This is a genomic window from Paracidovorax anthurii (genome assembly GCF_003269065.1).
Taxonomy (GTDB): Bacteria; Pseudomonadota; Gammaproteobacteria; order Burkholderiales; family Burkholderiaceae_C; genus Paracidovorax; species Paracidovorax anthurii.
The window spans coordinates 1-26,175 of the sequence record NZ_QLTA01000066.1; the positions used below are offsets into that span (position 1 = coordinate 1).

Below are 26,175 nucleotides of genomic sequence, written 5' to 3' on the forward strand. Positions count from 1 at the left end.
GGAGCGCTTGCGGCCTTCAAGCGCTGCAAGCGCTCGCTGGGGCGGGTGCAAAGTGTGCTGACGGACAGCGGTTACACAGGCGAGCCCTTCGCGCAAGGCGTCAAGGACATCCTGGGTGAGCATGTGACGGTGCAGATCGCCAAGAGAAGCGAGTTGCACACCTTCAAGGTCATGCCCAAGCGCTGGGTGGTTGAGCGCAGCTTTGCTTGGCTGGACAAGAACCGGCGGCTATGGAAGAACTGTGAGCGATGGCTCAACACCAGCTTACAGTTCGTCCACTTGGCGTTTCTGGCTCTGCTACTCAGAAGATCGTAAACACGTTCTTAGAAAAAATTGCCGACCTTCCGGGGCTATCCAGCCCTGCAATGCGGCTCCTGTCCGCGCGACCCTTTCCAGCTTGACTCTGCCGCAACCCGAGAGGTTGCACCCTGGAGCGTGTCATGCACTTCGCTGCCTCCATCGCACTGAATATCCGGGCCATCCGCACGGTGTTGCTGGCCGTCATCGTCAGTTCGAACTGCTGATCCACTCGCTCAGTCGTTGAACCGGATGCCTGGTGTTGGTCGCTGAACAGGACCAGGCTCCACATGGGCCTGACAGCTGTTCTGCACACTGCCAGCCATGGCCCCGCGCACGAATGCCAGTTCATCGTTGAACGCGGCATTGACGATGCCGTTGTGCGTAATGCCGTCGTAAGCCTTCCAAACCAGCGGAGTCCCCGCAGCACACAGGGCAGCGGCCGCCGCATACTGGCGGCGAGGCACGATGGTTCTGTCTGCAAGGCCCGTTCCAAGGAACAAGGGGGTCTGCAGACGAACGGAACTCATGTCGCGCGTGGGCAGCAGCCGGGTCTCCAACTGCGCCAACGGCACTGTGAAGGCGTTGTCTCCGTGGATACCTTCGCGTTGCTCCGTCCCCCTCATCTCATCGACGCAAGCTGTGCGCGCGATGTCGAGAAGGCGCCGCCCCTTGTCGCTCATCAGGTCATCGGGCTTGGGGCCTCCGTCAGGAATGGAGCCACCGATCAAGCGAAGCACCGTGAAGCGAGCGGGGCCACCCGGGGTCGTGACTTCAGTGGGAGGCTGGTAGCTCGCGTCGGGAAATACCGGCGCGACTCCCGTTGCGATGGTCGCAATGAGCTGGATGTCGGGAGCGTAGGTCGGGGCAATACGGGTGGCGCCGACGGCAGCGCCGGAGCCTTGGGACTGGCCGCTTATCACCACCCGATTGGCGAGCGTGCCGGGATGCGCAGCAAGAGCGGCCCTGACACTGTCGAGGACCGAACGCCCTTCTGCTTCCCAGAACTGGTAGGGATGCGGCCCGGGGCCTCCCAGGCCTTGGTAATCGGTCGCAACCACCGCAAAGCCTTGCTCCAGCCATCGGTTGATGTAGAACGCATCCCTGGGGCGATGCAGTTGCCAGGAGGGGGCACATGCGTCTGCCGCCCCCACGGTGCCATGGGCCCACGCCAACACCGGCCAGCCTCCGGCGGGCATCGCCCCTGAAGGAAGGTACAGCGAACCACTGACGGGAAGCAAGCCAGACTTCCAGCGCGCATCGTCGGAGGTGTAGAGGATGCGCTGCGACGATGCAGCCGTGGTTATTTCCGGCTGGCTTGGCATCGCCTCTGTTTTGAGCATCACGCCGGGCCGGCCTGGAAGTGTTCCCGTCCATCGGTAGAACGGCGAGAGCTCCATGTCTCCGGCCGCCGTGCCGGTGGGCAAGGTCCCCAGCCGAGGAGGCTGGGACGAGGCGCAGCCGAACAGCGCGGCACAGAGGGAAAAAAGCGCAATCGTGCGCACTGGCATCAACGGATGGATCATCTTGTCTCCTGCTTTGGGTTTATTTGCCGGGCTCTGCCACCCGGCCTGCTCACAATGCTCATCCAGCGGGGAACCGGCCTGCGTTACTCGGCCTGGATCTTCCCCTTGCGAATCACGTCGGTCCATTTCGCGATTTCCGTCTGAATCCACCGGCTGAATTCCTGTGGAGTGCTGCCGACGGGGTCGAAGCCGAGAGACTTGAGCTTGGCGTTCATCTCCCCTTGGCGAATCGACGTGGTCAACGTCTTGCTGAGACGCTCGACAACCGCCGGGGGAATGCCCGCAGGAGCCATCAGACCGAACAGCGGCATGGTGTCGACACCGGGCAAGCCGGCTTCCGTGAACGTCTGGACATCCGGCAACTGCGGGGCGCGCCGCGGGCCGGTGACAGCAAGGGCCTTCAGCTTCCCCGCCTTGATGTGCTCGGCCAGCGTGGGAACCGTGGCGAACGCGAACTGCACCTGACCACCCAGCAGGTCGGAAATGACGGTGCCGCCGCCACGGTAGGGAATGTGGGTGACTTGCAGACCGGCCTGCTGGGCAAGCTGTTCACCCGCCAGGTGGGGGCCGCTGCCAACACCCGCGGACCCATAGGACAGCGTTTTCGGCTCGGCCTTCGCCTTCGCAACGAAGCCCGCCAAATCCTTGACTTCCACTGAAGGGTGCGTCACCAGCACAAACTGCGCCGTCGCAATTTGGCAGATGGGCGTGAAGTCCTTGAGGGTGTCGTAGTTCAGGCGCGAGCCGAGAAGCCCCGGATTGATGGTGAACGTGCTGTCCACCATCCCGAGCGTGTATCCGTCAGGAGCAGAGCGAGCGAGCTCCCTCGTGCCGATCGTGGTGCCCGCCCCACCTTTGTTGTCGGCAATGAACGACTGCCCGAGGGCCTGCTGCAGAGCCTGCCCGGCTATGCGCCCCAGGTTGTCAGTGGCGCCCCCTGCCGGGTAAGGAATGATGATGCGAACGGTTTTGTCGGGGTACTGACCGGGGGTGGCCAGCGCCCAGGGGGCTGCGCCGCCCAGGGCGAGTCCGGCGCAATGGCTGAGGAAGGTGCGGCGATTGCTGCGCATGGTGTTTGTCTCCTTGGATGTCGTTGGAAAGGTTGGGCGGCTACTGCGCGTACACACCGCGCGCCAGGTCGTCCTCGGGGTCCGCTCCCAGGCCCGCCGCATGCGGGACCTGGATCCAGCCGTGCTCAATGGGCACCGTGCGGGCATACGGAACGTGGGCCAGTTCGACATACAACCGCTCCAGGGATACCTCTGGCTCTTGCGCCGCAATGAGGTGCAGGCTGGCCAGGAACCCCGGTCCGAAGAAGGCGACCTGAGGGGCGCACGTCACGCGGGTTCCTTGGCATGCACGCGAGATTTCCAGGGCCGCGGTCAGTCCAAGCTTGATGACACTGGGTTGGACGTACTGCACCGTTTCCGCTTCAACCATCCGGTGGAGCGCCAGCGCGCAACTGGCGTTCTCGCCCACTGCCAAGGGCACCGGCACCTTGTTCTTCAGGGCGGCGAGCGCCCCATCGTTCTCAGGCGTCCAGAGGGGCTCTTCAATCCAGAAGGGCTTGTACGGCAGCATGGCGGAGATGGCGGCTTCGGCTTCATCGGGAAGCCAGGCGCAGTTCGTATCCACCATGACGGGCACGTCGGGGCCGACGGACCTGCGGACTGCGGCGACGGCCTCTGCAGTGCGCTCGTGCAACTTGATTTCGGTGAAGCCCTCGCCCAAGGCGCGCTGGGTCACCTGCTCCAGCAAAGAGGCGTCCGCGTAGTACTGGAGCAGCGAGGCATACACCCGAACGCGGTCGCGGCGCGTGCCGCCGAGCAATGCGTACAACGGAACGTTCTCGCGCTTTGCGCGCAGGTCCCACAGAGCGATGTCGAGGCCGGCGAGCGCGTGCACGACAGGGCCGGACCGCCCGAGGTTGTGCAGCACCCGCTGCATCGTGGGCAGCAGCGTGGGGTCGTCCGCGTTCTTCCCGACGGCCAACGGCGCAATCAACGTCTCGAAGATGGCCTGGAGCGCACGTGGCTCGATGCAATAGGACTCGCCCCAGGCAACGGCGCCGTCTTATGTCTGCAATCGCACCAAGGCACTGTCCAGCTTGTCGCGCGGCCTGCCTGCAAACAGTGGCGGCTTGCTCCAGTGGTGAAAGGGAAGGCGCATCGGGATGCACGTGACGGAGACGATGGTGTTTGCGCTCATGGAAGACGTTCCGGGGCTGCTGAACTGGGACAGTTCGGCCAATCTTCGCGAGAGCGGGTTGCGTGGTCAAATAGATAGAAAAACTGTTTTCATACAGAATCCATATGCTCAGTCGACGAGAGCTGTCCCTGCTTCGCGCCATGTACCAGCAAGGCACGGTCACGGCGGCAGCGGCATCCATCCACATGACGCAGCCAGCGGCCAGTGCGCTTCTTCGGGACATGGAGACGCGGCTGGGCTTCGCACTCTTCAGCAGAGATAACCGCCGGCTTCAACTGACCAGTCAAGGTCGCTCTTTGATTCCCGAGGTTCTGAACGCCCTCTCCGGTATCGAGGCAGTCGACCGCCTGGCCAGCGATATCCGGAAGGGAGCCACAGACCGGCTCACGGTGGGCGCTGTGGCGGTGGCCTCGTCCATGCTGCTGCCGCAGGCTCTCGTGACGGTACGCAAGGCGTACCCCGACATCACGTTCACCGTGCGGGCGGGTTCGGCGCTCGAGATTGTGGAAATGGCGGTCGACCACCGAATCGACCTGGGCATCGTCATCGGTTCTTCCGCGCCCAACGACAGGGTTTTCAAGGAGCAGCTGGCCGCTGTCAGCCTGTTCGCGGTCTTTCATCCGCAGCATCCCCGCGCCAAGGCCCGACGTGTTTCGCTCAGCGACGTGACCGGCCTTGGACTCATCGCGCTCTCGACGGCGCTGCCCGCCGGCCTCGCGACGCAGCAGGCCATTCTCAAGAGCGGCTTGGAGTACCGCCCCTTGATGGAGGTGGCGCAGTCGTTCACCGCCTGCGAACTTGCCGGGGAACGACTCGGGGTGGCCGTGGTGGAGTCCCTGGGCGCGCGCTATGCCCGCCGAATGGGCCTGGTCGCGAAGCCGCTGCTGAACATGAAGGATTCAGAGCTGGCCATCGTCGCACCACGGGACCGACCCCTCGACGGGGCCGGCCTGTGCTTGAGGAATGCGCTGAAGCAATGCATGGACAGGCTGGAGCACGGCCAGTGAGCGGGTCAACCAGCAGGAGGCCTCCACCCAGGCCCACCCCACGCGCCTCCACCATGTCCTCTGCGACCCCCTGGGCACGCCCATCGCCCTGGTGGACGCCAATGGCCTGCAGGCGGGCCCTGCCATGCCTGGGGCGTTGTTTGCGAGGAATACGACCCGCACGGCACCGGGCAGGCCATCCGCTTCCAGGGCCGGCCGCTCGACGCCGGGACGGGGCTGCATTACAACCGGGAACCTCTCGAAACCTCCGGATCTGCATTTCCCGGTGCCATCACCCATTGATTTCCAAGGGGGGCCGGGCCGCTGAGATCGGGGTTTTGAGCGATTCCCTGCTGACAACGCACTGAACGGGTAGCGTGCCCGTGTGCCTTGCCAGCCATCCTTGTTTTCCAACTTTCCTTCCGGAGTTCAAACCATGCCTTTACTGGATCTGCACGGCAAGCGGGGACTGGTCGTCGGGATCGCCAATGAACAGAGCATCGCCTGGGGCTGTGCCCGCGCCTTCCGCGAAGCGGGGGCCGAGTTGGCGGTCACCTGGCTCAACGACAAGGCCCGCCCGCACGTGGAACCGCTGGCGCGCCAGGTGGCGGCGTCGATCACCCTGCCGCTGGACGTGGAGCAGCCCGGCCAGTTGGAGGCGGTGTTCGGCGCCGTCGCCCGGCAGTGGGGGCGGCTGGACTTCGTGCTGCATTCCATCGCCTTCGCGCCCCGCAGCGACCTGTCCGGCCGCGTGGCCGACAGTTCGCGCGAGGGCTTCGCGCGGGCCATGGACATTTCCTGCCATTCCTTCCTGCGCATGGCCCGGCTGGCCGAGCCGCTGATGCCGCAGGGCGGCAGCCTGATGACGATGAGCTATGTCGGCGCGGAAGAGGTGATTCCCGGCTATGGCGTGATGGGCCCGGTCAAGGCGGCGCTGGAGTCCGGCACGCGCTATCTGGCCGCCGAGCTCGGCCCCAAGGGGATCCGGGTCAATGCGGTGTCCCCCGGGCCGCTGGCCACGCGCGCGGCCTCCGGCATTTCGGACTTCGACGCCCTCATGGCGGATGCCGTGCGGCGGGCCCCGCTGCGCCGCCTGGTCGAACTGGAGGAGATCGGCGCGCTGTGCGCCTTCCTGGCCAGCGACGGCGCGCGGGCCATCACCGGCAGCACGCTGTATGTGGATGCCGGCCACCACATCCTGGGCTGACACCCGGCTCCGCTGCCGCGCGTGGCGCCGTGGCCGGCGCCGGCCTCCCATGCGGCCGGAGCGTCGGCTGGCAGGCCGATGGGGGGCGTGCCGGCCCGTGCCGGGCGCCGATCAGCCCGGATGGGCCAGCCGCTTGAGCTGATAGAGCGCGTCCAGCGCCTCGCGCGGGCTGAGGCTGTCGGGGTGGATGTCCTGCAGCGCGGCTTCCACGGCGCTGATGCCGGGGCTTTCGGCCTCGGGCGGGGGGGCGAACAGGTCCACCTGCCGCTCGTCCTCACCCGCGCGCTCTTCCAGCGCCGACAGCGCGTGGCGCGCATGGTTGAGCACGGGCGCCGGCACGCCGGCGAGCTTGGCGACGTGGATGCCGTAGCTGCGGCTGGCGGGGCCGGGCTGGATCTCGTGCAGGAAGACGATGTTCGCGCCCGATTCGGTCGCGCCCACGTGCACGTTCACCGCGTGCGGGTGGCGCGCCGCGAGTTCGGTCAGCTCGAAGTAGTGCGTGGCGAAGAGGGTGAAGGCGCGCGTGCGGTCGTGCAGGTGCGTGGCGATGCCGCTGGCCAGCGCCAGCCCGTCGAAGGTGCTGGTGCCCCGGCCGATCTCGTCCATGAGCACCAGCGAGTGGGGCGTGGCCGCGTGCAGGATCTGCGCGGCCTCGGTCATCTCCATCATGAAGGTGGACTGCGCGTTGGCGAGGTCGTCGGCCGCGCCGATGCGCGTGTGGATCGCATCGATGGGCCCGAGCCGGCAGCGCGCGGCCGGCACGTGGCTGCCCATGCTGGCGAGCAGCACGATGAGCGCCACCTGCCGCATGTAGGTCGATTTGCCGCCCATGTTGGGGCCGGTGATGATCTGCAGGCGCGTGTTGGCGTTCAGGCGGGTGTGGTTGGCGATGAACGCGCCGGCGGAGGTCTCCGCCAGCCGGGCCTCCACCACCGGGTGGCGGCCGCCCTCGATCTCGATGCAGGGCTCGGGCACGAACTGCGGCGCGCACCAGCCCAGCGTGAGCGAGCGCTCGGCCAGCGCGCAGAGCGCGTCCAGCGTGGCGATGCCCCGTGCCGCGCGGGTGAGGGCGGGCACGTGGGGCTGGAGCTGGTCCAGCACCTGCTCGTAGAGCCATTTCTCGCGCGCCAGGGCACGCTCCTGGGCCGACAGCGCCTTGTCCTCGAAGGCCTTCAGCTCGGGCGTGATGAAGCGCTCGGCGTTCTTGAGCGTCTGGCGGCGGCGGTAGTCGTCCGGGATGCGTTCGAGGTGGCTGCTGGTGACCTCGATGTAGAAGCCGTGCACCTTGTTGAACTGCACGCGCAGGTTGGGGATGCCGGTGCGGGCCTTCTCGCGGGTTTCCAGCGCCAGCAGGAAGTTGTCGCAGTGGTTCTGGATGCCGCGCAGCTCGTCGAGGTCGGCATCGAAGCCGTCGGCGATCACGCCGCCGTCGCGCACCAGGGCCGAGGGCTCCTCCAGGATCGCGCTGGCCAGCAGCGCGCCGCAGGCCGGCGGGGTGTGCAGGTCGGCGAATATCTGGGTCAAAAGCGGGTCAGGTCGCCGGTTTTCCTGGGCTATCTGCTCTGCTTTTTGTAGCGTCTTGCCGAGCGCGACGAGTTCGCGCGGGCGCACCTGCCGCAGGGCGATGCGCGCGGTGATGCGCTCCACGTCGCTCACGCCGCGCAGCGAGCCGCGCAGGGCCTGCCACGGGCCGTGGCCGCCGCCGCCGTCGCCCCGCAGGTCGGCCGTGGCCGCCAGCCGCTCCCGCGCCTCGGCGCGGTCGCGCCGGGGCTCCAGCAGCCAGGTCTTGAGCAGGCGGCTGCCCATGCCGGTCATGCAGGTGTCCAGCAGCGAGAAGAGGGTGGGCGCATCCTCGCCGCGCAGCGTGCGCGTGAGCTCCAGGTTGCGCCGCGTGGACAGGGGCAGGGCGATCAGCTCGTCGTTCTTCTGCACCCGCACCGCGTGGATGTGCGTGAGCGCGCGGCCCTGGGTGTGCTCGGCATAGGACAGCAGCGCCGCGCTGGCCGCGTGGGCCTGGGGCAGGTCCTGCGCGTCCCAGGCGCCGAGGCTGGCCGCGCCCAGCTGCTCCAGCAGCTTGCGCTCGCCCAGCGCGGCGTCGAACTGCCAGTCCGGGCGCAGGCCCAGCGGGCAGGTCAGCACGCCGTTCTGGCGCAGCGCCTGCAGGTGCTGCTCGAAGCGCTCGGTGACGCCGGCGCTGTAGAGCACCTCGCTCGGGCCGATGCGCGCGATCCAGGTGCCCACCTCGTCGTGCGCGCACTCGGCCAGGTGCACCACGCCCTGGGTGACGCTGAGCCAGGCCAGCCCGCAGCGCGCGCGCGGGCCCTGGTGCACGGCCAGCAGCATCGATTCGGCCTTGTCCGAGAGCAGCTCGCTGTCGGTGAGCGTGCCGGGCGTGACCACGCGCACCACCTTGCGCTCCACCGGGCCCTTGGCCGTGCCCACCTCGCCCACCTGCTCGCAGATGGCGACCGATTCGCCCATCCGGATCAGCCGCCCGAGGTAGTTTTCCAGCGCGTGGAAGGGCACGCCGGCCATCACCACCGGCTGCCCGGCCGACTGCCCGCGCTGCGTGAGCGTGATGTCCAGCAGCCGCGCGGCCTTCTCGGCATCGGCCCAGAACAGCTCGTAGAAATCCCCCATGCGGTAGAAGACGAGGGTGTCGGGATGCCCCGCCTTGAGGGCGAGGTACTGCTGCATCATGGGCGTGTGCAGCGAGAGGTCGGCCGCCGCGGCCGGGGCCGCCTTCGGGGCGGATGCGGGGGGGGCGGCGAGGGTATCGGGGGTGTCAGCGTCTGCCTGCTGCATTCTTGCCTTTGCTCCAATCCTGGACATGCAATGGGGGCGCGGCCGCGGGCCGCGTCCCTGGACGGGGGAGGGGATTATGGTGGACGGGGCCCCGGACCATCCCGCGGGCGGCCGCGGGGCGGCCGGCGCGTGCCCCGGCAGGCCGGTATCAGGCGGCCGCCCCGCGCGCGCCGGCGGCGTCCGGCGCGCCGCTGGAGGCCGTCCGCACGTGCGGCAGGCAGTCGGGGTACTCGCGCTGGATGAAGGTCACCAGCGCCTCGCGCACCCGGCAGCGCAGGTCGAACGCCAGGCCGGAATTGCGGGCCGACACCAGCACGCGGACCTGGATGGTGCGCTCGGTCACGTCGGTGAGCTGCAGCACCTTCACCCGCTGGTCCCATTCGGGCGCCGTGGCCAGCACGCGGTCGAGCTCCTGGCGCAGCGGCTCCAGCGGCAGCCGGTAATCCGCGTGGAGGAATACCGTGCCCAGGATGGCCGCGCTGGTGCGGGTCCAGTTCTGGAACGGGTTCTCGATGAACCACTGCAGCGGGATGACGAGCCGGCGCTCGTCCCAGATGCGCAGCACCACGTAGGTGCCGGTGATCTCCTCCACGCGGCCCCATTCGCCCTGCACGATGAGCACGTCGTCGATGCGGATGGGCTGGGCCAGCGCGATCTGCAGCCCCGCGATCATGTTGCTGAAGACCGGCCGCGCCGCGATGCCGGCCACGATGCCCACCACCCCGGCCGAGGCCAGCAGGCTGGCGCCCACCTGGCGGGCGCCCGGAAAGGTCATGAGCATGAGCGACAGGGCCGCCATGAAGACCCCGGTCATGGCCGTGCGCGCCAGCACCCGCGCCTGCGTGGCGATGCGCCGCGCCACGAGGTTGTCCTCCACGTCGGCCGGGTAGCGCGCGATCACCCCGTCGGCCAGCCCGCCGATGCCCGCGATCAGCAGCCAGCCCACCGCCGCGATCAGGGCGAGCCCGCCCAGGTGGCGCACTGCATCGATGTAGGGCTGGGCATCACTGGCGGCCACCCACACCACCTGCAGTGCCGCCAGGGGCAGCAGCACCCGCGCCACGGGCACGCAGGCCCGCACCACCGCGTGCAGCACGGGCACGCCGCGCGTGGCGCGCAGCAGGATCAGCGCGGCGATGCGGTGCACGATGGCCGCCGCCACGAGGGCGATGGCCGCCGCGATGGCGGTGGCGAGCCAGGGTGAGAGGGGTGTTAAAAAATCCATAAGTTTGTTACCTTTTGCCATACTGTGGGGCCCATGCGCCGTGGCGCGGGGGTCCTGGAGCGCAAGCGCGTTCCCCATGTGTTTCCTGTCGTCTGCGAAGGTTCAAAGCGACTGTGACCGCATCTTCCGTCCTTCCTTCCGCCGTGGAGCAGTCCGGGGGGCCGCCAGGCTTCGGGGGCGGGCATCCCGCGTGCGCGGCCCCGGAGGCGCCATGCCGCTGAGCCCGCGCGCGGGCAGCCTGGCGGCGCTGTTCGACAAGGTGGCGCAGCGGGACGGCCGCTGGGTGCGCGGCTGGGCCGTGGTGGTGGCGCTCTCGCTGCTCGGGGGCTGGATGACGGTGGAGGGCGTCGCCCGGTGGCGCGAGGCTGGGCGCGCGAAGGAGCGCGCCGCGCTGCTCACCCACACGGCCGACGTGCTGTTGAACCAGACCACCGGCAGCCCGCTGCTGGGCGCGGTGACGCTGCTGGGGCTGAGCGAGCCCGCGCTCAAGCAGGTGGCCCGGGGCACGCTGCGGCCCAACGCGCCGCAGGCGCTGGCCCGCCTGGCGGTGGCGCGCGGGCGCTTCCTGATGAGCGGGGTGTTCGTGCTCTCGACCAACGGAACGGTGGTGGCGCACGAGACGCCCGGCCCGTCGGCCCTGGGCATGGACCTCTCGCACCGGCCGTATTTCCGGCAGGCCATGCGCGGCGCGGTCAATGTGTACCCCGCCCTGGGCAGCACCTCGCAGGAGCGGGGCCTGTACTACGCCGCGCCGCTCTACGAAGGAGACACGCCCTCGGGCGCGATCGTCGGCGTGGTGCTGGTGAAGATGGCCTTCGAGCCCATCGAGACCCAGCTGGGGCGCCTGGGCTACCCGATGCTGCTCATGTCGCCCCAGGGCGTGGCCTTCGCCGCCACCCGGCCCGAATGGCGCTACGCGATGGCGCCGCCGCTCACGCAGGAGCGCATCGAGGCGGTGCGCGGACAGCGGCAGTTCGGCACGCTGTTCGACAACGGCGTGGCGCAGGCCCTGCCGTTCCGGCCGGATGCGCGCGAGGCGCTGGTGGACGGCGTGCGCTATGCCGTGGAGCAGCGCCCGCTCCAGTGGAACGACCCGGACGGCCCCTGGCAGCTCGTGATGCTCGACGACCTCCACGCGTTGCTGCCCACGGCGCAGCGCTGGCAGATCGGCCTGGGCGTGTGCGCGCTGCTACTGGTGCTGGGCGGCCTGCTGCTGGACATGCTGCGCCACCGCGCCCGCATGGCGCTGGCCATGGAGCGGTTCCGGGTGCTGGGCGCGGCGCTGCAGACCAGCCCCGTGGCCGTGGTCATCACCGATGCCGAGGGCCGCATCGAATGGGTCAATGCGCAGTACGAGGCCAACACCGGCCATGCCCTGCACGAAGTGCGGGGCCGCAAGCCCTCGGTCGTGGCCTCCGGCCGCACGCCGCCGGAGGTCTATCGCCAGATGTGGGCGCGGCTGGTGGCGGGCCGGCCGTGGCGCGGCGAGTTCGTCAACCAGCGCAAGGACGGCAGCCTCTACCACGACGAGGCCACGCTCTCGCCGGTGTTCGACGACCGGGGCCGGCGCATCGCCATCGTGGGCCTGCACGAGAACGTGACCGAGCGCATCACCGCGCACCAGGAGCTGCAGCGGCGCGAGCGCCTGCTCAACGGCTTGCTGGAGCAGCAGACCGCCATCTTCGACAACGCCCCGCCGGTGCTGCTGGTGGCCGACGGGGCCGTGCTGCGCTTCAACCCCGCCTTCGCCGAACTGCTGGGCGGCTCGCCGGAGCAACTGCTCGGGCGGGCCGTGCAGGACCTCTTCGGCGGGCAGGAGCCGCACCGGCGCTTCCTTGCGCGCATGGACGAATGCGGCCTGCACGCGGGCCGGGCCATGCGGGAGGTGGCGACGCTGGTGCGCCTGGACGGCACGCCCTTCGACGCCCGGCTCTCGGGCCGCATGCTGCGGCTCGACGGCCACGCCGATGCCTGCATCTGGGTGATCGAGGACGTCACCGAGGCGCGCCGCGCGGAGGCCGCCCTGCACGGGATGCACGAGCGCCTGAGGCTCGCGCAGGAGGCCGGGCGCGTGGGCGTGTTCGACCTCGACCTGGTGCGCGACCACCTCGTGTGCAGCGACAAGCTGGAGGATCTGTACGGCCAGCCGCACCGCCCCGAGGGCTGGCGGCTGGCCGACTGGATGGAGTTCCTGCACCCCGAGGACCGCGCGCGGGTGGGGGCGCGGCTGGAGGCCGCGCGCGCCGGCGGCCCGGTGGCCCTGCAGGACTCCTGGCGCGTGGTGCGCCCGGACGGCGAGGTGCGCTGGCTCCTCGCCTCCGCCCGCGTCGAGCGCGATGCGCAGGGCCGGGCCCTGCGCATGATCGGCGTGCAGGTGGACGTGCATGAGCAAAAGCAGCTGGAGGCCCGGGTGGCCGACCAGCTCGCCTTCCAGCAGGCGCTCATCGACGCCATCCCGGTCCCGCTGTTCTACAAGGACGGCGAGGGGCGCTACATCGGTTTCAATCGGGCCTACGAGGAGGCCTTCGGCGTGCGCCGCGAGGACCTCGTGGGCAAGTCGGTGCTGGAGACCGGCTTTCTCTCCGAGACCGACGGCGCGGCGTTCGATGCCGACACCCGCGCGGTCATCTCCGGCGTCCCCGCGATCCACAAGGAGGTGGACATCCCCTACGCCGACGGCGAGGTCCACCACACGCTGTTCTGGATCCACGGCTTCCAGCGGCCCGACGGCTCGCCCGGCGGCGCGATCGGCACCTTCGTGGACATCACCGACCGCCAGCGCGCCGAGCGCGAGCTGCGCCGCGCCAAGGAGCTGGCGGAGGAGACGACGGCGCTCAAGTCCAACTTCCTCGCCAACATGAGCCACGAGATCCGCACGCCGATGAACGCCATCATCGGCATGTCGCACCTGGCCCTGAAGTCCGGACTCACGCCCCGGCAGGCCGACTACGTGGGCAAGATCCAGCAGGCGGGCCAGCACCTGCTGGGCGTGATCAACGACATCCTCGACTTCTCGCGCATCGAGGCCGGCAAGCTCATCGTCGAGAAGCAGCCCTTCCTGCTCGACCGCGTGCTGGAGGGCATGGCCGACGTGGTGGGCTACAAGGCCGGCGTGAAAGGGCTGGAGCTGGTGCTGGACGTGGCCGCCGATGTGCCGCCGCGCCTGGTGGGCGACGCGCTGCGGCTCGGGCAGATCCTCATCAACTTCGCCAACAACGCGATCAAGTTCACCGAGCACGGCGAGATCCATGTGCTGGTGCGCCTGGTCGAGCGCCAGGGCCCGCGCGTGCGGCTGCGCTTCGAGGTGCGCGACACCGGCATCGGCATGGCGCCCGAGCAGCTCGGGCGGCTGTTCCAGAGCTTCCAGCAGGCCGATGCCTCCACCACGCGGCGCTACGGCGGCAGCGGGCTGGGGCTGGCGATCTGCAAGAACCTCGCGGAGCTCATGGGCGGCGAGGTGGGCGCGGAGAGCACGCTGGGCCAGGGCGCATCGTTCTGGGCCGTGCTGCCGCTCGAATGCGCCGACGCGGACCAGCCCGCACCGCGCCTGCCGCCCGCGCTGCGCAACCGGCGCGTGCTGATCGTGGACGACAACCAGACGGCGGCCACCGTGCTCTCGGAGATGCTGCGCGCCATGGGCTTCGAGGCGACCGAGGCGCACACCGGGGCCGGCGCCCTGGACATCTTGCGGCAGGCCGAGCGCGACGGCCGGCCCTACGGCCTGCTGCTCATCGACTGGCGCATGCCGGGCATGGACGGCATCGAGCTGGCGCGCCGCATCCACGAGCTGGGGCTGGACCGGGCGCCGCAGATGCTCATGGTCACCGCCTACGGCCGCGACGAGGTCATGCGCGCGGCGCGCGAGCAGGGCATCGAGACCGTGCTGGTCAAGCCGGTGAGCGCCTCGGTGCTCCACGACACCCTCGCGCAGCCCCTGGCCCACGGCTGGCTGCCGGCCCATGCCCACCTGGCGCAGCCTGGCGACGAGCAGCCCCCGCCGCAGCTGCGGGGCGCCTCGGTGCTGCTGGTGGAGGACAACGAGCTGAACCAGCTCGTGGCCGTGGAGCTGCTGCGCGACGCGGGCTTCCTCGTCGATGTGGCGGCGCACGGGCAGGCCGCGCTCGAATGCATCGCGCACCAGGACTACGACGCCGTGCTGATGGACATGCAGATGCAGCTGATGGACGGCGAAACCGCCACGCGGCACCTGCGCGCGGACCCGCGCCATGCCCAGTTGCCCATCATCGCCATGACCGCCAACGCCATGGAGGCCGACCGGCAGCGCTGCTTCGACGCGGGCATGAACGACCACGTCGCCAAGCCCATCGAGCCGGCCGTGCTCTGGCAGGCGTTGGCGCGCTGGATACGGCCGCGCCCGGGCATCGGCGTGGCCGGCCCGCACGGCGAATGGGCGCCGCGGCGCGGCGACGGCGCGGACGCCGTCCTCGCGCTGCCGGCCGGCGTGCCGGGGCTGGACATCGCCGTGGGCCTGCAGCGCGCCCTGGGCCGGCCGGCGCTCTACGCCGACCTGCTGGGCCGGTTCGTCGAGGGGCAGCGGGACACCGGGGCCGCGCTGCATGCGGCGCTGGATGCGGGCAACCCCGGCGCGGCCGAGCGGCTCGCGCATACCTTGAAGTCGGTGGCGGCCAACATCGGCGCGCTGCCTCTGTCGCGGGCGGCGCATGGGCTGGAGCAGGCGCTGCGCGCCGACCCCCGGGACCCCGCCGTGGCCGCTGCCGCCCGGGCCGCCACCGACCGGCTCGACGGCCTGCTGCACGGCCTGGAGGACTGGATGCGGACTGCCGCGCCCGGGCCCGCCGATGCCCCGTCGGCGCCCGCCGGGCCCGAGGGCCATGCCGCCCGGCAGCAGGCCCTGGAGCGGCTGCGCAGGCTGCTGCAGGGCGACGACCCCGCCGCCGTGGACCACCTGCGCCGGCATGCCGCGCTGCTGCGCGAGGCCCTGGGCACCGATTTCGGCCGGGTCGAGGCCCATGTCCGCCGCTTCGATTTCGAGCAGGCCCTGGCGTGCGCCGGGCCCCCCGAACCCCGCGCCGGGGGCGCGTGAGCGCGAACGCCCCCGCCGCCCGACGATGCACCACGCACCGGACCTTCCGACAGAGACCAGGCAAGAACACCATGGACATCCTCTCGCAACCCGACGAACGCGGGCTCCAAGACAAATCCATCGCCACCGTGCTCGTGGTGGACGACACGCCCGACAACCTCGCGCTGATGGCCACGCTGCTGCGCGACCAGTACCACGTCAAGGTCGCCAACCAGGGCGAGAAGGCCCTGCGCATCGCGCAGTCGGCCCCGCCGCCCGACCTGATCCTGCTGGACATCATGATGCCCGGCCTCGACGGCTACGAGGTCTGCCGCCAGCTCAAGGCGCATGCCGCGTCGCGCGACATCCCGGTCATCTTCCTCACCGCGCGCTCCAACCCCGAGGACGAGCGCCGCGGGCTCGCGGCGGGCGCGGTGGACTACATCACCAAGCCCATCAGCCCGCCCATCCTGCTGGCCCGCGTGCACACGCACCTGACCCTGAAGGCCACGGCCGACTTCCTGCGCGACAAGAGCGCCTACCTGGAGCGCGAGGTGGCCCTGCGCACGCTGGAGGTGCAGGCCATCCAGGACGTGACCATCATGGCCATGACCTCGCTGGCCGAGACGCGCGACAACGAGACCGGCAACCACATCCGCCGCACCCAGCTCTACGTGAAGGCGCTGGCCGAGCGCCTCGCCCGGCATCCGCGCTTCGAGGCGGTGCTCAACGAGCGCATGATCGACCTGCTCTACAAGTCGGCGCCGCTGCACGACATCGGCAAGATCGGCATCCCCGACCGCATCCTGCTCAAGCCGGGCAAGCTCACGGTGGAGGAGTTCGAGGTCATGAAGACCCACACCACGCTCGGCCGCGACGCCATCGAGGATGCCGAGCGGCGGCTGGGCATGCGCGTGGCCTTCCTCAGCGTGTCCAAGGAGATCGCCTACGGCCACCAGGAGAAGTGGGACGGCACGGGCTACCCGCTGGGGCTGGCGGGCGATGCGATCCCCGTGTCGGCGCGGCTCATGGCCCTGGCCGACGTGTACGACGCGCTCATCAGCAGGCGCGTGTACAAGCCCGCGTTCTCGCACGAGCAGGCCTGCAGCACCATCGTGAAGGGGCGGGGCACCCACTTCGACCCCGACATGGTGGATGCCTTCGTGGACCTGGCGGACGACTTCCGCCAGATCGCGCGCAAGTACCCGGACCCGGACTGAACGGTTCCGGCGCGGCGGATTACAGCGGGGCCTGCGCGTCCTCGTCGGCCGGCGGTGCCGCGGGGGGCGCGACGGGCTCCTGCGACTCCACCGCCTGGCGCACGGCGGCCTTGTCGCCCGCCCCCGCGAACTTGCTGTACTTGGTGAGCATGGGCACGAGCTGCCCGTAGATGCGGGGCGTGGCCGCCAGGCACTCGCGCTGCTCCAGGAAGTCGGATTCGCCCGTGAAGTTGCCCACGAGGCCGCCGGCCTCGGTCACCAGCAGCGAGCCGGCGGCCACGTCCCAGATCGACAGGCCCGTCTCGAAGAAGCCCTCGGTGAAGCCGGCCGCCACGTAGGCGAGGTCCAGCGCCGCGGCGCCGGGGCGGCGCAGGCCGGCCGTGCGCTGCATCACCTCGGACATGATGTGCAGGTAGGTCTTGAAGTTGTCGCCCGGGCGGAACGGGAAGCCCGTGGAGAGCAGGCTGTCCTTCAACTGCGTGCGCTTGGACACGCGGATGCGCCGCTCGTTCAGGTAGGCGCCGCGGCCCTTGGTGGCGGTGAACAGGTCGTTGCGCGTGGGGTCGTAGACCACGGCCTGCTCGACCTTGCCGCGCACGGCGAGGGCGATGCTCACGCAATAGACGGGAAAGCCGTGGATGAAGTTGGTGGTGCCGTCCAGCGGGTCGATGACCCAGACGAATTCCGAATCCTTGGCGCCGTGCTGGTTGCCGGATTCTTCAGCGAGGATGCCGTGGCCGGGGTAGGCCGTGAGCAGCGTTTCGATGATGGCCTGCTCGCTGGCGTGGTCCACCTCGGTCACGAAGTCGTTGATCTGCTTTTGCGACACGCGCACCGCCTCCACGTCGAGCGCCGCGCGGTTGATGATGGCGCCGGCGGCGCGAGCGGCCTTGATGGCCACGTTGAGCATGGGGTGCAGATTGGACGACATGGATTGTGAGGAGGAGCTGCGGCCACCGGGGCCGGGAAGGAGCGCCCGGCGATGCGGGCGTGCTGACCTGGTATTTTAACGCCGGCCGCCGATTCAGCTGCCGGTGGACGCATAGCGCCGCAGCCCGAGGCGCCAGAACGCGGAGGCCGCCGCGAGGAAGATGAAGCCCGCCAGCGGCGACACCCACCCCACCCACGCGGGCGCGCCGAGCGGATCGGCCCGGCCCAGGATCGGCAGCACCGGGTAGTAGGCGACGCAGGCCAGCGGCACGGCGAACGTCAGCAGGCGGCGGAACCACCGGGCATAGATCGCCAGCGGGTACTGCGCCGCCTCCACGCCGCCGTAGGTCAGCACGTTGGCGACCTCCAGGCTCTCGACGGTCCAGAACGACAGCGCGCCCTGCAGCACCAGGATGCCCAGGAAGAGGGCCACGCCCCCGGCCACCGCGAAGGCCGCCAGCGCCACCGATTCCGCCGTCCACACGACCCCGGCCTGGGCCGTGCCGAACGCCAGCACCGCCAGCCCCTGCAGCAGCCGGCCCAGGCGGCTGATGCGCACGTCGTGCCCCATCAGCTGCAGCCATACGGGCCGCGGGCGCAGCAGCAGCCGGTCGAACGCGCCGGTGCGCAGGAACTGCGTGCCCAGCACGTCGAAGCCGCGCCCCAGCGCGTCCGCGATGGCGAACATGCAGTTCGCGAGGCCATAGAACAGCGCCACCTCGCCGATGCGCCAGCCCTGCACGTCGCCGAAGCGGTGGAACAGCGCCCACACCGAGATGACCTCGATGCCCGTGATCAGGAACTGGCCCGCGGTGAGCATCAGCGCCGAGGCCGGGTAGCGCGCCTGCCCGCTCAGCGATGCGAGCGCCAGGCGCAGGAAGAGGGCCAGCGATCCCATGGGCCGATTCACCCTCCCTGCACTTCGAGCCGGCGCATGGTGCGCCCCATGCACGCCCGGCCCAGCGCCACCAGCAGCACCGTCCACAGGCCTTGCACCCCCAGGCCAGCCAGCGCTTCCATGCCGGCCAGCTGGCCGAAGTAGATGCGCGCCGGAATGTCCACCACGCCGGCCAGGGGCTGCAGCAGCAGCGCCGCCTGCCAGGCATCGGGCAGCAGCGCCAGCGGCAGCAGGTTGCCCGACAGCACGATGACCAGCGGACCGGCCAGGGTGTTGATGCCCCGTTCGTTGAGCGCGGCCGCCGTCGCGATGTTCAGCAGCATCACGAGCGTGGTGGACAGCAGCACGGCCAGCAGCACCGCGACCGCGAAGCCCATGCCCGCCGCCAGCCCGGCCGGCGGCTGCAGGCCCCAGGCGCCCAGGCCCGCCAGCGGCAGCGCCACGCCGGTAAAGGCCGCCATCAGCGCCAGGCGCGGCAGCACCCGCGCGGCGGTCCACCCGGCCGAGCGCGCGAACCACAGCGCATAGGCATCGACGGGCCGCAGCCGGTCGTAGGCCACCGCGCCGGTGCGCACGGCCTGCGCGATCTCCGGATCGCTGCCCCAGGGCAGCAGCGCGAACAAGCCCTGCGCGAGCCAGGTGTAGGTGATGGCCTGCTCCAGCGACAGGGGCGTGGACGCGGCCGCCGCGCCGCCGTAGAACGCGGCCAGCACCATGGCCTTGATGCCGCCCCACCAGCATTGCGTGACGAAGCCCGCCCAGGCGGCCGTGCGGTATTGCAGCATCACGAGAAAGCGCGATGCGAAGGCGGCCGCGTAGGGGCGCAGCAAGTCGCGCGGGGCCATGGCGGCTCAGGCCTCGGCCGCGCCGTGCATGGCGTAGAAGCGCGCGATGACGGCCTCGATGGTCAGGTCTTCGCCCTCGTCCGGCCCGGGCGGGCTGCCGTCCGGGCGCCGCGCGGCCGCGACCTGCGCCCGCAGGGCTTCCACCGGGCCGTCGGCCAGCACGCGGCCGTGGCCGATCACGATCACCCGCCCGGCCAGCGCCTCCACGTCGTGCATGTCGTGCGTGGTGAGCAGCACCGTGGTGCCGCGCTCGCGGTTGACCCGCCGCACGAAGTCGCGCACCGCCAGCTTGGAGGGCGCGTCCAGGCCGATGGTGGGTTCGTCGAGGAACAGGATCTCGGGCTCGTGCAGCAGGGCGGCGGCGATCTCGGCGCGCATGCGCTGGCCCAGCGACAACTGGCGCACCGGCTGGTCGAGCGTGCGCTCCAGGTGCAGCAGCGCCACCAGCTCGTCGCGCGTGCGGGCGAAGCGCACCGGGTCCACGCGGTAGATGTCGCGCAGCAGCGCGAAGCCCTCGCCCACCGGAAGGTCCCACCAGAGCTGGGTGCGCTGCCCGAACACGACGCCGATGCGCCCGACGTGCCGTTCGCGATCGGTGAACGGGTCGCGGCCGTCGATCTCGACGCTGCCGCCGTCGGGCCGCAGGATGCCCGCAAGCAGCTTGATGGTGGTCGATTTGCCCGCGCCGTTCGGGCCGATGAAGCCCAGCATCTCTCCGCGCTGGAGTTCGAACGACACGCCCGCCAGCGCATCCACGGTGCGGTGGCGCGGGCGCACCAGCGCGCGCAGCGCGCCGAGCACGCCGGGGTCGCGCTCGTGGATGCGGTAGGACTTGTGCAGTTGGCGGGCGACGATGTGGCGCATGGCGGAAGGGCGCGAATGCTACACGAACGGGTCCGGCCCGGCCCTGCGGCGACAATCGCGGGTTCGCCCCCGCCTGCCGCCCCCGCCATGAAAACCCGCTTCATCCTCATCCAGACCAGCCATGCCGGCAATGTCGGCGCCGCCGCCCGCGCCATGAAGACCATGGGCTTCGGCGACCTGGTGCTGGTGGCGCCGCGCTGGCCCAACGTGCTGCGCCGCGAGGAGACCATCCAGCGCGCCAGCGGCGCGCTGGACGTGCTGCAGAACGCGCGCATCGTCGAGACCCTCGACGAAGCGCTCGACGGCATGAGCCACCTCTGCGCCACCGCCATGACCCCGCGCGACTTCGGCCCGCCCACGCGCTCGCCGCGCGAGCATTTCGATCTGCTATTGAATAGTGAGCAAGGAACGCAGCATTCCTGCCGACCTCTGGCCGATCTGGCCCTGGAAGGGGGCCTGGCGCCCGTGCCGGCGGCCACGGGCGGCGCGCCGGCGCCCGAGACCGGCGTGGCCTTCCTCTTCGGCTCCGAGCGCTTCGGCATGGCCAACGAGGACGTGTACCGCTGCCACGTGGCGCTCTCCATCCCCACCGCCCCGGGCTTCGGTTCGCTCAACCTGGGCGCGGCCATCCAGGTGATCGCCTACGAATGGCGGACGGCGCTGGGCGGCTTTCCCGTGCGCGACGCCGCGCCCGAGCCCCAGCGCGCCGACGCGGCCCAGGTGGCGGGCATGCTTGCGCACTGGGAGCGCTCCCTGGTCGAGATCGGCTTTCTCGACCCCGCCGCGCCCAAGAAGCTCATGCCCCGGCTCAACCAGCTTTTCAACCGCGCGCAACCGACCCCCGAGGAAATCCACATCCTGCGAGGTGTCGCCAAAGCCATGGCGGAAGCCGCGCGGGCGAAGCGATAGACTGCACGGCTCTTTTCGTTACATGCTTATTCGCGCATAAGCCCCCGCCTTCATGTTTGCCCGCCTCCGCTCCGACATCCAGTGCATCCTCGACCGCGATCCCGCGGCCCGCAGCACCTGGGAGGTGGTCACCTGTTATCCCGGCCTGCACGCGATCTGGCTGCACCGCCCCGCGCACTGGTGCTGGACGCATGGCCTCAAGTGGCCGGGGCGCTTCATCTCGCACTTCTCGCGCTGGCTCACCGGCATCGAGATCCACCCTGGCGCCCGGGTGGGCGAGCGCGTCTTCTTCGACCATGCCATGGGCGTGGTGGTGGGCGAGACGGCGGAGATCGGCGACGGCTGCACCATCTACCAGGGCGTGACCCTGGGCGGCACCTCGCTCTACAAGGGCGCCAAGCGCCATCCCACGCTCGGCCGCGACGTGGTGGTGAGCGCGGGCGCCAAGGTGCTGGGCGGCTTCGAGGTGGGCGACGGTGCCAAGATCGGCAGCAACGCCGTGGTCATCAAGCCCGTGCCCGCCGGCGCCACGGCCGTGGGCATCCCGGCGCGCATCATCCCCTCCCGGGTGGGGCAGAGCGCCGACGTCACCGAGGCCCAGGCGCAGCCCTCGCGCCAGTTCTCGGCCTATGGCGTCACGCAGGAAGACGACCCGCTCTCGCAGGCCATGCGCGGCCTGATCGACAACGCCGCCTCGCAGGAGCACCAGATCGCGCTGCTGTGGGCGGCCATCGAGAAGCTCTCGCAGACCGCGCCGCAGACCCAGGACTGCGTGCCCTGCGACGCCGCGCGCAGCGAGCAGTTCGAGGCCGAGAAGCTCAACGCCCTGGTGGGCAAGTAGGCGCGGCGGTCGGGCGCGGCGGGCGGTGAGAGCCCCGCTCAGTGCTTTTCGTAGAAGTCGCGCAGCGGCGGGTCGAACGCCTCGTGGTCGAGCTGCCAGAGCCCCAGGGGGCCGCGCAGGAACGGTATCGGGTAGATGGAGCCTTGCGGGTACTGTGCCCAGTACTCCTTGGCGCGCGGGAAGCGCATGTTCGGCAGGCCGATGCCGCCGTTCACGGGCTCCAGGTGCGCGGGCGAGGCGATCCGGTAGTCGTGCATCTGCGTCGGGCCGGAGGCCAGGAGCTGGTCCAGCCGCTTGGCCGCCGGCAGCGCGCTGAGCACCGCCACGGCGCAGAGCAGCCCCGCCAGCGCCATGGATTCCCGCGCCGGGACGTCGCCCCGCAGCAGGTAGCGGTACGTCGCCGCGACCAGCGCGGCGCCGGTGGCCAGCGTGGCGAGCCAGGTCAGCGGGTGCCTCAGGATGCGGGCGATCTGCGCGTCGGTCAGCTCGAAGTGCGACACCACGAAGGTGTCCAGCAGGCCGAAGGCCAGCAGCGCGAAGAAGGCCGCGACCACGGCCCGGCTGCGCGGGTTCTTCTCCAGCGCGAAGTCGGCCGTCTGGACTTCGTCCGGCGCCTGCTCGGGGAAGAGGGCGTGGAAGATGTCCGCCAGCGCCTCGCGCGAGGGCAGCGCGTTCATGCCCGTGTCCGCGCTGAACAGCACCGTGCCGCGCGGCGCCGTGAGCTGCGCCCAGTACAGGTTGCCGGCGCGCATGCTGCGGTTGCCCAGCCACTCGATGCGGCTCTGGCCCGGGTCGATCGTGACGTCGAAGGGGCGCTCGTCGCGGTTCCAGAAGCCCTTGAGGCGCAGCGCCCCGCCTTCGTCGATCAGGATGCCCTTGCCCTCGAAGGGCAGGAAGCGCAGCCGCCGCTTGAAGTAAGCGGGGCGGGCCACGTTGATGCGCCAGCACCGCCGGCCCTTGAACTCGCGCACCAGGGCGTCCTGCCGCTTCTTCATGGCGCGCTGGCGGTAGAACACCACGAGGAAGCAGCCCAGGAGCGCCAGCTGCAGGACGGGCATGGCAATTTGCATCGCGAGGTTCATGGTGCGGGGGCGGGCATTGCCGCTGAGCGGGAAGGAGGCGGGGACGCCGATGAGGTACCGGCGGTCTTGGATTCAGGCGGCATCCCGCGTGGGGCGCCGCGCATCCTTGGGCCGGAATGCCTGGCACACCGCATCGCGGGTTTCCAGGTAGGGCCCGCCGAGCAGGTCGATGCAGTAGGGCACGGCCGCGAAGATGCCCGGCACGGCCTGCGTGCCCCCGGCATCCTTGAGCCCTTCCAGCGTCTCGGCGATGGCCTTGGGCTGGCCGGGCAGGTTGATGAGCAGGCTGCCGTGCCGGATGACCGCCACCTGCCGCGAGAGGATGGCGGTGGGCACGAAGCGCAGGCCGATCTGGCGCATCTGCTCGCCGAAGCCCGGCATCTCGCGGTGCGCCACGGCCAGCGTGGCCTCGGGCGTCACGTCGCGCGGCGCGGGGCCGGTGCCGCCCGTGGTCAGCACGAGGTGGCAGCCGGCGGTGTCCACCAGCTCGGTCAGGGTTTCGCTGATGCGCGCCCGCTCGTCGGGGATGAGGCGGGGCTCGAAATGGATCGGGTTGTGCAGCGCGCGGGCGAGCCAGTCCCGCAGGGCGGGCAGGCCCTTGTCCTCGTAGGCGCCGCTGCTGGCGCGGTCGCTCACCGAGACGATGCCGATGCGCACCGGCTCGGGCGGGGGCAGGGCGGCGGACGGCTCAGGCATCGCGCTCGATCTCCTCGTGGCGCGCGTGGAGGCCGGTTTCGTCCATCTGCTCGCGCACGAGCTGGAACAGCTCGCGGTAGGCGCGGCCCTTGCGGGGCGCGAGGCCCTGCGACTCCGCGGCCTTGTCGGCGGGCGGCGCATCCTTGCGGGCCTGGCGGACCAGCGCGCGCAGCTGCTGCGTATCGGTGCGCGGGAAGCGCTCCATCCAGAGGGGCAGGGCAGCATCGTCGGCGATGAGCCGCTCGCGCCATTGCTCTGCCTGGTGCAGGGCCAGTTTCTCGGCGGCCGAGCCGTTGTGCTGCTCGTCCAGCGCGGCACGCGCGGCGGCCACCGTGGCTTCGTCGAGCTGGCGCATGATCTTGCCGACGTACTGCATCTGGCGGCGCTTGCCTTCGAAGTTGGTGATGCGCCGGGCCTCGGCCAGGGCATCCAGCAGCTTGTCGGGCAACTGCAGGCGGGCCTGCAGGTCGGCGCGCAGCGTGAGCAGATCCTGCCCGAGCTGCTGCAGGGCGTCGCTCTCGCGCTTGAGGTCGGTGCGGCTCGCTTCGGCCGTGCCTTTGAGCTCGGCCTTGAGCTGCAGGTCCAGCTCGCTGCCTTCGGCAACGAAATGGCCCTTCACGTAATAGCCTTTTTTGGGTTTGCGGGACATGGAAAGGGGCAATGGAGAGGCCCCGGCGGAGGGCCGGAGGCGACAAGTATCATAGCCGCCGATATGAAGACACCCCGCCCCCGCGCCGCAGCCGCCGCCGCTGCACCCACCCGCTCCGCGCCCGCCGCGTCCGCTCCCGCGCCCGGCGCCGGCTTCAGCTACAGCCGCGCCGTGTTCGAGGGCCTCGTGGACCACGCCCTGGCCCACGCGCGCAAGCTGGGCGCCACCGATGCGGGGGCCGAGGCCTCCGAGGGCTGCGGCCTTTCGGTGAGCGTGCGCAAGGGCGACCTGGAAACCGTGGAGCGCAACCGCGACAAGTCGCTGGGCGTGACGGTCTACGTCGGCCACCGCCGGGGCAATGCGAGCACCTCGGACTTCTCCGAACGCGCCATCGAGCAGACCGTGCAGGCCGCCTACGACATCGCGCGCTTCACGGCCGAGGACCCGGTGGCCGGCCTGCCCGACGAGGGCGACATCGCCCCGCCGGACACGCACCGCGAGCTGGACCTGTTCCACCCCTGGGCCATCACCAGCGAGGAGGCCGCGCGCATCGCGCTCGAATGCGAGCGGGCCGCGCTGGGCACGCACAAGCGCATCACCAACAGCGAGGGCGCCTCCGTCTCGGCGCAGCAGAGCCATTTCTTCAGCGCCCACACGCGCGGCTTCCGGGGCGGCTATGCCAGCTCGCGCCACAGCCTGTCGGTGGCGCCCATCGCCTCGCTGCCGGGCAGGAATGCCGAGATGCAGCGCGACGCCTGGTACACCTCCATGCGCAGCGCGACCGAGCTGTCCTCGCCCGCCACTGTGGGCCGCTATGCGGCCGAGAGGGCGCTCAGCCGCCTGGGCAGCCGCAAGATCCCCACCACCGAATGCCCGGTGCTGTTCGAGTCGCCCCTGGCCGCCGGCCTGCTGGGCGGCTTCGTGCAGGCCGTGAGCGGCGGCGCGCTCTACCGCAAGAGCAGCTTCCTGCTCGAATCGCTGGGCCAGCGCGTCTTTCCCGGCCACATCGACATCGACGAGGACCCCTTCGTCGCGCGCGGCAAGGGCAGCTCGCCCTTCGACGAGGAAGGCGTGCGCGTGGCGCCGCGCAAGGTCGTGGAGGCCGGCGAGGTGCAGGGCTATTTCCTGGGCAGCTACTCGGCCCGCAAGCTGGGCATGAAGACCACGGGCAACGCCGGCGGCTCGCACAACCTGGTGCTCGCCTCGCGGCTCACGCGCGCGGGCGACGACCTCGACGCCATGCTGAAGAAGCTGGGCACGGGCCTGTTCGTGATCGAGCTCATGGGCCACGGCGTGAACTACGTCACGGGCGACTATTCGCGCGGCGCCAGCGGCTTCTGGGTGGAGAAGGGCGAGATCGCCTTCCCCGTGCACGAGATCACCATCGCCGGCAACCTGAAGGACATGTTCCAGGGCATCGAGGCCGTGGGGGCGGATGCCTACAACTACGGCGCCAAGACCGTGGGCTCGGTGCTCGTGAACCGCATGAAGGTGGCCGGCAGCTGAGGCCGCCGCTCCGGCCCGCAGCCCTTGTCGCCGGGCCGGCGAAAGGAAACAAAAAACCCGCCATCGGCGGGTTTTTTTGTTTTGGCTGACCCGTCCTGCCAGGTGTTGACACCTTTTCGTGAAGGAAAGGGCAACAGTGATGGAATCGAGAGTTCGGCGCAGCCAGCGAGACTACACGCTGGCTTTTAAGTTGGGCGTTGTCGAGCAGGTGGAAAAAGGCGAGCTGACGTACAAGCAGGCACAAGAGCGCTACGGAATTCAGGGCCGCTCGACGGTGCTGGTGTGGCTGCGCAAGCACGGACGCCAGGGGTGGGGGCGTGGTGCATCATGTGCAGCTATGCCATTGGACAAGACCCCCAGCGTGTTGACGCCCGAGCAGCAGATCAAGGTGCTGCAGGTGCAACTGAAAGAGGCGAACGAGAAGGCGCAACTGTTCG

20 protein-coding genes and 2 pseudogenes are annotated in these 26,175 nt (G+C 70.2%); 9 read left to right on the plus strand and 13 right to left on the minus strand.

Annotation, left to right across the window (positions count from 1 at the left end; translation table 11 throughout):
- Window positions 1-315 (plus strand): transposase (locus AX018_RS21950; protein WP_146749399.1); only part of this gene is annotated, 315 nt, incomplete at its 5' end.
- 218 nt (window positions 316-533) lie between these two features.
- Here the strand turns inward: AX018_RS21950 and AX018_RS21955 are convergent.
- The 4 genes and pseudogenes from AX018_RS21955 to AX018_RS25950 all read right to left on the minus strand — a co-directional run.
- Complete coding sequence (locus AX018_RS21955) at window positions 534-1,949, minus strand: lipase family protein (protein ID WP_211322503.1); 1,416 nt, start codon at window positions 1,947-1,949, stop codon at window positions 534-536.
- Window positions 1,907-2,893 (minus strand): Bug family tripartite tricarboxylate transporter substrate binding protein, encoded by a 987-nt coding sequence (locus tag AX018_RS21960; protein ID WP_111881885.1) that lies wholly within the window; start codon window positions 2,891-2,893, stop codon window positions 1,907-1,909. The genes AX018_RS21955 and AX018_RS21960 overlap by 43 nt, the downstream gene beginning before the upstream one ends.
- A gap of 40 nt (window positions 2,894-2,933) precedes the next feature.
- Window positions 2,934-3,620: an enolase C-terminal domain-like protein gene (locus tag AX018_RS21965; RefSeq protein WP_281269572.1), complete on the minus strand. Its 687-nt coding sequence runs from the start codon at window positions 3,618-3,620 to the stop codon at window positions 2,934-2,936.
- A gap of 36 nt (window positions 3,621-3,656) precedes the next feature.
- A pseudogene (locus AX018_RS25950) lies at window positions 3,657-3,884 on the minus strand (mandelate racemase/muconate lactonizing enzyme family protein); the annotation flags it as partial.
- 251 nt (window positions 3,885-4,135) lie between these two features.
- On the opposite strand from AX018_RS25950, the gene AX018_RS21970 reads away from it, so the two are divergent.
- Together AX018_RS21970 and fabI are read left to right on the plus strand one after the other, a co-directional pair.
- Window positions 4,136-5,038 (plus strand): LysR family transcriptional regulator, encoded by a 903-nt coding sequence (locus AX018_RS21970; RefSeq protein WP_111881887.1) that lies wholly within the window; start codon window positions 4,136-4,138, stop codon window positions 5,036-5,038.
- A gap of 415 nt (window positions 5,039-5,453) precedes the next feature.
- The gene (fabI, locus tag AX018_RS21975) at window positions 5,454-6,224 is read left to right on the plus strand and encodes an enoyl-ACP reductase FabI (RefSeq protein ID WP_111881890.1); all 771 of its coding nucleotides are present in this window, start codon (window positions 5,454-5,456) and stop codon (window positions 6,222-6,224) included.
- Window positions 6,225-6,335: 111 nt separating this feature from the next.
- Here fabI and mutS read toward each other — a convergent pair whose 3' ends face one another.
- Entirely contained in the window at window positions 6,336-8,924 is a 2,589-nt protein-coding gene (mutS, locus tag AX018_RS21980) for a DNA mismatch repair protein MutS (RefSeq protein WP_111881920.1), read from the minus strand.
- A gap of 253 nt (window positions 8,925-9,177) precedes the next feature.
- A complete protein-coding gene (locus AX018_RS21985) occupies window positions 9,178-10,254 on the minus strand; it encodes a mechanosensitive ion channel family protein (RefSeq protein WP_111881892.1) in 1,077 nt (358 codons plus the stop codon).
- 211 nt (window positions 10,255-10,465) lie between these two features.
- Here AX018_RS21985 and AX018_RS21990 point away from each other — a divergent pair, with 211 nt between their 5' ends.
- On the plus strand, window positions 10,466-15,319 hold the full coding sequence (locus AX018_RS21990; protein WP_111881895.1) for a PAS domain S-box protein: 4,854 nt from the start codon (window positions 10,466-10,468) through the stop codon (window positions 15,317-15,319).
- A gap of 71 nt (window positions 15,320-15,390) precedes the next feature.
- Window positions 15,391-16,518 carry a response regulator gene (locus tag AX018_RS21995; RefSeq protein ID WP_111881898.1) on the plus strand — a complete coding sequence of 376 codons (1,128 nt, stop codon included), beginning with the start codon at window positions 15,391-15,393 and terminating at the stop codon, window positions 16,516-16,518.
- Window positions 16,519-16,537: 19 nt separating this feature from the next.
- Here AX018_RS21995 and AX018_RS22000 read toward each other — a convergent pair whose 3' ends face one another.
- The 4 genes from AX018_RS22000 to AX018_RS22015 form a co-directional block, all read right to left on the minus strand.
- On the minus strand, window positions 16,538-17,449 hold the full coding sequence (locus AX018_RS22000; RefSeq protein WP_245951781.1) for an inositol monophosphatase family protein: 912 nt from the start codon (window positions 17,447-17,449) through the stop codon (window positions 16,538-16,540).
- 93 nt (window positions 17,450-17,542) lie between these two features.
- Entirely contained in the window at window positions 17,543-18,346 is an 804-nt protein-coding gene (locus AX018_RS22005) for an ABC transporter permease (protein WP_111881901.1), read from the minus strand.
- Between the two features lie 8 nt (window positions 18,347-18,354).
- Window positions 18,355-19,191: an ABC transporter permease gene (locus tag AX018_RS22010; RefSeq protein WP_111881903.1), complete on the minus strand. Its 837-nt coding sequence runs from the start codon at window positions 19,189-19,191 to the stop codon at window positions 18,355-18,357.
- 6 nt (window positions 19,192-19,197) lie between these two features.
- Window positions 19,198-20,055, minus strand: a complete 858-nt coding sequence (locus AX018_RS22015; RefSeq protein ID WP_111881905.1) for an ABC transporter ATP-binding protein — start codon at window positions 20,053-20,055, stop codon at window positions 19,198-19,200.
- Between the two features lie 87 nt (window positions 20,056-20,142).
- Between AX018_RS22015 and AX018_RS22020 the strand changes: the two genes are divergently transcribed.
- Both AX018_RS22020 and cysE read left to right on the plus strand, forming a co-directional pair.
- Window positions 20,143-20,964, plus strand: a complete 822-nt coding sequence (locus AX018_RS22020; RefSeq protein ID WP_111881907.1) for an RNA methyltransferase — start codon at window positions 20,143-20,145, stop codon at window positions 20,962-20,964.
- A 52-nt stretch (window positions 20,965-21,016) separates the two neighbouring features.
- Window positions 21,017-21,805 (plus strand): serine O-acetyltransferase, encoded by a 789-nt coding sequence (gene cysE, locus AX018_RS22025; RefSeq protein ID WP_111881910.1) that lies wholly within the window; start codon window positions 21,017-21,019, stop codon window positions 21,803-21,805.
- 38 nt (window positions 21,806-21,843) lie between these two features.
- Here the strand turns inward: cysE and AX018_RS22030 are convergent, their stop codons facing one another.
- The 3 genes from AX018_RS22030 to yjgA form a co-directional block, all read right to left on the minus strand.
- Window positions 21,844-22,887, minus strand: a complete 1,044-nt coding sequence (locus tag AX018_RS22030; RefSeq protein WP_245951782.1) for a hypothetical protein — start codon at window positions 22,885-22,887, stop codon at window positions 21,844-21,846.
- A gap of 72 nt (window positions 22,888-22,959) precedes the next feature.
- A complete protein-coding gene (mog, locus tag AX018_RS22035; protein ID WP_111881913.1) occupies window positions 22,960-23,583 on the minus strand; it encodes a molybdopterin adenylyltransferase in 624 nt (207 codons plus the stop codon).
- On the minus strand, window positions 23,576-24,232 hold the full coding sequence (gene yjgA / locus AX018_RS22040) for a ribosome biogenesis factor YjgA (RefSeq protein ID WP_111881915.1): 657 nt from the start codon (window positions 24,230-24,232) through the stop codon (window positions 23,576-23,578). The genes mog and yjgA overlap by 8 nt, the downstream gene beginning before the upstream one ends.
- Window positions 24,233-24,295: 63 nt before the next feature.
- Between yjgA and pmbA the strand changes: the two genes are divergently transcribed.
- Window positions 24,296-25,738, plus strand: a complete 1,443-nt coding sequence (gene pmbA / locus AX018_RS22045) for a metalloprotease PmbA (protein WP_111881918.1) — start codon at window positions 24,296-24,298, stop codon at window positions 25,736-25,738.
- Window positions 25,739-25,877: 139 nt separating this feature from the next.
- Window positions 25,878-26,175 (plus strand): annotated as a pseudogene (locus AX018_RS24965) (IS3 family transposase); the annotation flags it as partial.